A 6879-nucleotide genomic window follows, 5' to 3' on the forward strand; every position below is an offset into this window, starting at 1 on the left:
CGCCTTTCGGCTACCCTCGCGCTCCCCCGGGTGGTCTTGGGGGTGGGGCTCTTCTCCCTCCCTCCCGAGAGGGAGGGGCCACGAGCCCACCCACAACGTCCTGGCGGCGGGGGGTTCCCCTGGCGGACGGACCGCGGTACGGTACCCCAGAGGGGTATATACCCCTCTGGGGTACACAAGGGAGTGAACGCCATGTCGGACTCCGAGGCAGCACCGTTCGAGGCAGCACCGCAAGTAGCACGACCCGGCACGACCACCGGCCGCGACGCCCGCGGGACACCCGCACGCACCCGCTGGTGGGTCAACGCCTTGTGGGTCGCGGTGGGGATCGTCTCCGGCCTGGGCATCGTCCTCGGCCTGGGCGCCGAGGGGGACGCGGCCGGCGGCTCCCCCGCCGAGACCACCACCGCCGCCGTGCCGGCCACCGCCGTCGGCGTGGCCGCCGTCTGCTACCTCGCGGCCGCCGCCACCGGCCGTCGCTGGGCGGGCTGGGCGATGGTGCCGGTGGCCAGCGTCCTGCCGTTCCTCGAGTACGCCGGCGTGCCGCGCTGGGCGTCGTTCGGCGTCGTCGGGCTGGCCCTCCTGGTCTACGGGCTCGCCCGCCGCCGCCCGACCACCCTCGCGCAGGGGTTCGCGATGGTCGCCTACTACGGCGTCGCCGTCGCCGCGGTCGCGATGCCGCCGCGCGTCGGGCTCGTCGTCGCCGCCCTGGCCCTCGCCGCGCACGTCGCCTGGGACCTGGTCCACTACCGCCGGGACGTCGTCGTGCACCGGTCGCTCGCCGTGTGGTGCGTCGGCCTGGACCTCACCGTCGCCGCGCTCTGCGTGACGTTCGCGGTCGCGTGACGACCCGGACCACACCCTGAGACGCCCGCGTGCGAGCACACCCGCACCCGCCTACGTTCGATTCCCGAGGTCGTTCGTCCGACGGAAGGAGCCCCGATGGGACTGGGAGACAAGGCCAAGCACCTCGCCGAGGAGGCCGAGGGCAAGGTCAAGGAAGCAGCGGGCAAGCTCACCGACGACGAGAAGAAAGAGGCCGAGGGCAAGGCCCAGCAGGCCAGTGCGAACCTCAAGCAGGCGGGGGACGACGCGAAGGACGCGTTCAAGGGCTGACCGACTGCGGGCGACGGGGTGCCACCTGCACGGTGGCACCCCGTCGTCGTCCCCGGGCCCCGGCCTGGCGCCGGGGGGACCCGTCAGAGCTCGTCGGGCAGGCAGCCGAACGCCTCGTCCGCGCCGAGCGCGGCGGTGGCGAGCAGCCCCTCGAGACCGGAGCCGTCGGGCACGGGCCGCGGGTCGTCGACCACGACCCACAGACCGTCCACCACGTCGTACTGCGCCTGCGGGCCCTCGGTGACGAGCGCGCCGACGGCGGCGACGAGCCGCTCGACCTCCTCGCCCGCGGTGCCCAGGCCCACCGACGCGCGCACGGCGCCGGCGTCGAACCCGAGCCGCCCGAGCAGCGGGTGCGCGCAGAACCGTCCGTCGCGCACGCCGATGCCGTGCTCGGCCGACAGGTACGCGGCGACCAGGCCCGGGTCGTAGCCCGTGACGGTGAACGTCACCACGCCCACCGGGTCGACGGCGTCGTCCCACACGTGCACGACCTCGACGCGGTCGACGGCGCCCAGCCCCTCCACGAGCCGACGGCGCAGGGCGTCCTCGTGCTCGACGGCCGCCACCGCGTCCAGCGCGGCGAGCTCCTCGCACGCGGCCGCGAGCGCCACGGCGCCGACGACGTTGGGCGAGCCGGCCTCGTGCCGGGCGGGGCCCTCGTGCCAGTCGGTGCTCGTGGTGCGCACGCGCCGCACGGCGCCGCCGCCCGCGAGGTAGGGCGTGCCGGCGTCGAGCCAGTCGCGCCGCCCGACCAGGGCGCCCGCGCCGAACGGGGCGTACGTCTTGTGCCCGGAGAAGGCGACGTAGTCGACGCCGGTGTCCGCGAGGGAGAAGCGGCGGTGCGGCACCAGCTGCGCGCCGTCGAGCACGACCCGCGCACCCGCCCCGTGGGCCGCGGCGACGACGTCGGCCACCGGCAGCGCCTCGCCCGTGACGTTGGACGCGCCGGTGAGGGCGAGGAGCGCGTACGGGCGGCCGGTGGCCACCCCGGCGGACAGCTCCTCCTCGATCTCCGCGAGCGTGGCGGCCACGGACGGCCCGCCCGTCACGACGGTGGCGTCCGTGACGCGCTGCCAGGGCAGCAGGTTGGCGTGGTGCTCGATGTCGAGCACGAGGACGCGGCCGGGCTCGCCCGTCACCGGGTCGGCGGGCACGCAGCCCGCGAGCAGGTTGAGCGAGTCCGTGGTGTTGCGGGTGACGATCGTGAGGTCGTCGTCGCGGGCGCCGACGAACGCGCCGATCGTGCGACGGGCGGTCTCGTAGAGCGCCGTGGAGACCTGCGACAGGTAGCCGGCGCCGCGGTGCACGCTGGCGTACAGCGGCAGGACGCGGTTCACGCGGTCGGCGACGGCCTGCAGGGCCGGGGCCGACGCCGCGACGTCGAGGTTGGCGTACGGCACCCGGCGGCCGTCCACGAGCGGGACGAGCGTGTCCGCGCCCACGACGGGCAGGACGGGCGCGACGTCGTGCACGGGCGGGGCGATGGGCGCCGGGGCGGGCGCGGTGGCGAGAGTGGTCATGCGTGGTCCTCCTCGGTGGTGCCGGGGAGGTGACTCCCCGCGCTTGCCCGCGCGCCGGACGACGCGGGGCCAGGTCGTCACCCGGGGCACCCCGCCGCGAGAGGAGGGTTGCCGGCCAGCGAGCCGGGGCTTCGCGCTGGCACTCATGACCTGCCGCCCATGGTGCGTGCGCTCCAGGACACGGTCAAGCGGAGGGGCCGCCCTTCTCACGATGCGGTCGCGTGAGAAGGTGGCCGCATGCCCGACCGCACCGTTCCCGCCTCCGGCGCGCCCGCGGACGGCCCGCTCGACCGGCTCGGTCGTGCCGTCGACGCCGGAGACGCCTACGCGGCCCGTAACGCAGCCCGTGACGCAGCCCGGTCGACGACGGGCGACGCCGCGGCCGACGCGCTCGACCTGCTCGGCCACCGCGCCGCCGCCGGCTCCGCGCTCGCCACGGAGCTGCTGGTGGAGCAGCTGGACGAGTCGGGCGTCGTGCAGCGGTTCGTGCGCAGCTCGCTGCTCGACGAGACGGCCGTCGACGACGTCAGCCAGGACGTGCTCATCTCCGTGGCCACGTCCATCCGGTCGTTCGCGGGCGGGTCGCGCGTCACGACGTGGGTGCACGGCATCGTCCGCCACCGGGTGGTGGACCACCTGCGCCGCCAACGGGCCACGACGACCCTGCCGGACGACGACGTCGGCCCCTCCGAGCGGATGAGCTCGCTGCTGGCCACCCGCGCCACGGTGCGCGACGCGCTCGCCGCCCTGCCCGAGCTCTACCGCGAGCCCGTCACGCTGCGGGACATCGAGGGCCTGCCGTACGCCGACGTGGCCGAGCGGCTCGGGCGCAGCGTCCCCGCCGTGAAGTCGCAGATCTCCCGGGGCCGCGCCCTCGTGGCGGCGGCGCTCGGGGGCGTGCCCTGATGGCCGGGCCGACCGGCGACCGGCACCTCGGCCGCTACCGCGTGGGCGAGGTGATCGGCGCGGGGTCGTTCGCCACCGTGCACCGCGCCGTCGACGAGCGGCTCGACGACGTCGTCGTGGTCAAGGTGCTCGCGGAGAACCACAGCCTCAACCCGGAGATCCGCGAGCGGTTCATCGCCGAGGGGCGCGCGCTGCGGCGGGTCGCGAGCCCGCACGTCGTGGCCGTGCACGACATCGGCGAGAGCGACCGGCAGCAGCCGTACCTGGTGCTGGAGCACGCCGACCGCGGCACGCTGGCGCAGCGCGTCGACGCGCTGCGCGCCGAGGGCTGGACCGCGTCGCCGGCCGACGTGCTGGCCGTCGCGCGCGGGCTCGCGGCGGCGGTCGAGGCCGTGCACGCCGCGCAGCTCGTGCACCGCGACCTCAGCCCCGGCAACGTGCTGCTGCGCACCAGCCCGGACGGCCCCGCCGACGGGGCGGCGACGTCCGTCGTGCGGGCCGACGAACGGCTCGTCGTGGCCGACCTCGGCATGTGCAAGGACCTGGCGCGCAGCTCCGGGCTGACGGTCGCGGGCGGCACGGAGGGCTTCCGGCCGCCCGAGCAGGGCGGCCCCGGCACCGTCGACACCCGCGCCGACCTGTGGGCGATGTCCGCGCTGATCACCTGGCTCACCGAGGGTGCCGACCTGCCGCGCGCCCTGACCACCGCGCTGGGGCGCAGCCTCGCCGACTCCCCCGCCCGGCGGCACCCGGACGCCGCCGCCTGGCTGGCCGACGTCGAGCGGGCGCTCGACCCGGCGCACGGCGCGGAGCCGACGTCGGGGACGGCCACGGGCCGCGGGCGCCGTCGCCCGGCGCGCGTCGTCGTCGCCGCCGTCGTGGGCACCGCCGTGGGCCTGGGCGTCGGCGCGGGCGGCACGGCCTGGCTGCGCGACCACCCGCCGTCAGCCGCGGGCGGGGCGAGCGTCGCGATCTCCGGGCCGTCGACGGCGACGGTCGGCACGCCGGTGACGCTCACGGCCGACGTCGAGGGCGCGGAGCACTGGGTGTGGACGCTCCCCAACGGCGCCTACGCGACGGACGAGGAGACCGTGAGGCTCACCGCGAACCGGGCCGGCTCCGCGAAGGTCGTGCTGGACGCCCGCGCCCCCGACGGGACGCCGATCACCGCCGTCCACCTCCTCGAGGTCGCCGGCGGACCGTGACGCGGGAACCCGGCAGGAGAAGAATCCGCGTCCGCGTGCAACCTTTCGGCCGTCGCCTCCGACTCACGGGTGTCAGCAGCGATCCCGCTGACCCCAGCGACAGGAGAGACCACACCATGCGACACCTTCCCCGCCGACTCCCGCCGATCGCCCTCGCCGGCCTGCTCGCCCTGGGGGCGTGCGCGGCACCGGGCCCCGACGCCGGGTTCGACGACGCGGGTGTCCCGGCGACCGGCGCCGAGGCGCGGGTCACGACGGGGTCGCAGGAGGCCTCGCCGCAGCCCCGCGCGAAGGACGCCTCGGCGTACACCGTGCGCCACTCCGACGGCTACAAGACCGTCATCACCCTCGACCGCACGCAGGTGGAGCGGCTCACCGGCACCGACCTCGCGTCCGGCGTCGCCGCCACGGAGCGTGCGCTCGCCGAGCGCGGCACCTGGTCGGGCGCGGACACGAAGGACCACGCCGCCGTCGTCGTCCGGGCCGCGGCCCGCGAGTCGGACCGCATCGACCGCGTGCTCGGCGCGATGACCGACGGCCGCGACATCGAGCTGCGGCTGTACGTCGCCCACCACCGTCACGCCCACGTCGCCCACTTCGGCGAGGACGACGACTGAACGGGTCCCGCGCCGGATGCCCCCGGCATGTATCCGGCCCGGCGACCGGCACTCCCAGTGACCAGCAGCGACCAGCACTCCAGCACTCCAGCACTCCAGCACTCCATGACAGGCACGTCCCGATCCACTCACCGACAGGACATGATCATGCGAATCTCTCCCGCGCGACTGGCCCCGCTGGCCGTCGTGAGCCTGCTCGCCCTCGCCGCCTGCTCCCCGGGCGACGCGGCCGGGTTCGACGACGCGGCCCCCACCCCGACGGTCACGGACGAGGCGACGACGTCGCCCGCCGCGGACGGCGAGGACCAGGGCTCGAACGAGGGGGCGGGCGAGGACTCGGGCACGCCGGGCGTCGACTTCCCCGACCCGGACGACGTGATCGCCGACGCGACGTTCACCGTCCCGGGCACCGAGGACAAGAAGGTCCGCATCGGCGTCGAGTCCATCGTGGTCTCCGGCCCCACGACGGAGCTGCGGCTCGTCATGACGCCCGAGTTCGACGACGGTGGCCGGCCCGCGTCGTTCTACGACGCCACCGGGGAGGCCCCGTCCCTGACCCTCATCGACCGGGAGAACCTCAAGGAGTACCGCGTGGTCGAGGCCGACGGGGGCGGCCGGTGGTTCCGGTCCGACCCCGTCTTCACCACCGCCCTGCCCGGCCAGTCCGTCGGCTACCAGGCGTTCTTCGCGGCGCCCGAGGACGACATCACCACCGTCGACGTCAAGCTGGCCGAGTCGATGCCGGTGTTCGAGGACGTCCCGCTGACCTTCGAGGACTGAGCCGATGCGACCCCACCTGCGCACCCGACACCCCCGGCGCGTGCTCGCCACGGCCGCGATCGCCCTCGTGGGCCTCGGCGCCGCCGCGGCGGCCGCCCCGTCCGCCACCGCTGCGACCGACGACCCGGCCGGTGGGTACGCCTGGCCCGCCGTCGGCGCCCTCGACCTGGGCGAGCCGTCTCAGGAGAACATCGTCAGGTCGGTCACGGAGTACGTGATCGAGGGCTCGGTGCTCTCCGTCGACGACACGACGACGGACGGCGACGAGACCGTCGTGACGCTCTCGTCCGACATCCTGTTCGACCCCAGCGAGTCCACGCTGTCGAAGGCCGCGAAGGCGAAGGTCGCGGACCTCGTCGAGGACGTGCCCGACGGCGCGACCGTGTCCGTCGACGGCCACACCGACTCCGTCGACACCGACGCGTTCAACCAGAAGCTGTCGGAGCAGCGGGCGAAGGCCGTCGCCGGCGCGATCAAGGCCTCGCGCGGCGACCTGAAGCTCCAGGTGCACGGGTACGGCGAGACGCGGCTCAAGGCCCCCGAGACCGGCGACGCCCAGTCGGTGGCCGACGCCCGCGCGCAGAACCGGCGCGTCGAGCTCCGCTACGGCGGCTAACGACCGCCGCCACCGACCGACCCCGAGGGGCGGGCGGGGGGGTGGGACTCCTCCCCTCCTTCCCCCCCCCCCCCCCCCCCCCGCTCCCCCCCCCCATGCCCCCACCCCCCCCCCCC

General features: G+C 75.7%; 8 protein-coding genes and 1 riboswitch. Of the genes, 7 read left to right on the plus strand and 1 reads right to left on the minus strand.

Annotation, left to right across the window (positions count from 1 at the left end):
• Positions 1 to 192 precede the first annotated feature (192 nt).
• A complete protein-coding gene (locus tag ACWF41_RS07095) occupies positions 193 to 846 on the plus strand; it encodes a hypothetical protein (protein ID WP_380327191.1) in 654 nt (217 codons plus the stop codon).
• A 96-nt stretch (positions 847 to 942) separates the two neighbouring features.
• A complete protein-coding gene (locus ACWF41_RS07100) occupies positions 943 to 1116 on the plus strand; it encodes a CsbD family protein (RefSeq protein ID WP_380327194.1) in 174 nt (57 codons plus the stop codon).
• 83 nt (positions 1117 to 1199) lie between these two features.
• Here ACWF41_RS07100 and ACWF41_RS07105 read toward each other — a convergent pair whose 3' ends face one another.
• The gene (locus ACWF41_RS07105) at positions 1200 to 2639 is read right to left on the minus strand and encodes an aminotransferase class V-fold PLP-dependent enzyme (RefSeq protein ID WP_380326376.1); all 1440 of its coding nucleotides are present in this window, start codon (positions 2637 to 2639) and stop codon (positions 1200 to 1202) included.
• Between the two features lie 34 nt (positions 2640 to 2673).
• Positions 2674 to 2790: riboswitch (SAM riboswitch) on the minus strand.
• 86 nt (positions 2791 to 2876) lie between these two features.
• On the opposite strand from ACWF41_RS07105, the gene ACWF41_RS07110 reads away from it, so the two are divergent.
• From ACWF41_RS07110 to ACWF41_RS07130, 5 genes are all read left to right on the plus strand, one after another.
• A complete protein-coding gene (locus ACWF41_RS07110) occupies positions 2877 to 3545 on the plus strand; it encodes an RNA polymerase sigma factor (protein ID WP_380326373.1) in 669 nt (222 codons plus the stop codon).
• The gene (locus ACWF41_RS07115) at positions 3545 to 4750 is read left to right on the plus strand and encodes a protein kinase domain-containing protein (RefSeq protein WP_380326370.1); all 1206 of its coding nucleotides are present in this window, start codon (positions 3545 to 3547) and stop codon (positions 4748 to 4750) included. The genes ACWF41_RS07110 and ACWF41_RS07115 overlap by 1 nt, the downstream gene beginning before the upstream one ends.
• Before the next feature lie 116 nt (positions 4751 to 4866).
• Positions 4867 to 5367: a hypothetical protein gene (locus ACWF41_RS07120; protein ID WP_380326367.1), complete on the plus strand. Its 501-nt coding sequence runs from the start codon at positions 4867 to 4869 to the stop codon at positions 5365 to 5367.
• A gap of 147 nt (positions 5368 to 5514) precedes the next feature.
• Positions 5515 to 6147 carry a hypothetical protein gene (locus tag ACWF41_RS07125; protein WP_380326364.1) on the plus strand — a complete coding sequence of 211 codons (633 nt, stop codon included), beginning with the start codon at positions 5515 to 5517 and terminating at the stop codon, positions 6145 to 6147.
• Positions 6148 to 6151: 4 nt separating this feature from the next.
• Entirely contained in the window at positions 6152 to 6763 is a 612-nt protein-coding gene (locus tag ACWF41_RS07130; protein WP_380326361.1) for an OmpA family protein, read from the plus strand.
• Positions 6764 to 6879: the final 116 nt, after the last annotated feature.

It is taken from the genome of Isoptericola sp. NPDC055063 (assembly GCF_053608125.1).

Bases quoted from the DNA above. Each gene is read 5' to 3' on its own strand.
- ACWF41_RS07095 (WP_380327191.1), top strand. From the start codon at position 193: ATGTCGGACTCCGAGGCAGCACCGTTCGAGGCAGCACCGCAAGTAGCA.
- ACWF41_RS07100 (WP_380327194.1), top strand. From the start codon at position 943: ATGGGACTGGGAGACAAGGCCAAGCACCTCGCCGAGGAGGCCGAGGGC.
- ACWF41_RS07105 (WP_380326376.1), bottom strand. From the start codon at position 2,639: ATGACCACTCTCGCCACCGCGCCCGCCCCGGCGCCCATCGCCCCGCCC.
- ACWF41_RS07110 (WP_380326373.1), top strand. From the start codon at position 2,877: ATGCCCGACCGCACCGTTCCCGCCTCCGGCGCGCCCGCGGACGGCCCG.
- ACWF41_RS07115 (WP_380326370.1), top strand. From the start codon at position 3,545: ATGGCCGGGCCGACCGGCGACCGGCACCTCGGCCGCTACCGCGTGGGC.
- ACWF41_RS07120 (WP_380326367.1), top strand. From the start codon at position 4,867: ATGCGACACCTTCCCCGCCGACTCCCGCCGATCGCCCTCGCCGGCCTG.
- ACWF41_RS07125 (WP_380326364.1), top strand. From the start codon at position 5,515: ATGCGAATCTCTCCCGCGCGACTGGCCCCGCTGGCCGTCGTGAGCCTG.
- ACWF41_RS07130 (WP_380326361.1), top strand. From the start codon at position 6,152: ATGCGACCCCACCTGCGCACCCGACACCCCCGGCGCGTGCTCGCCACG.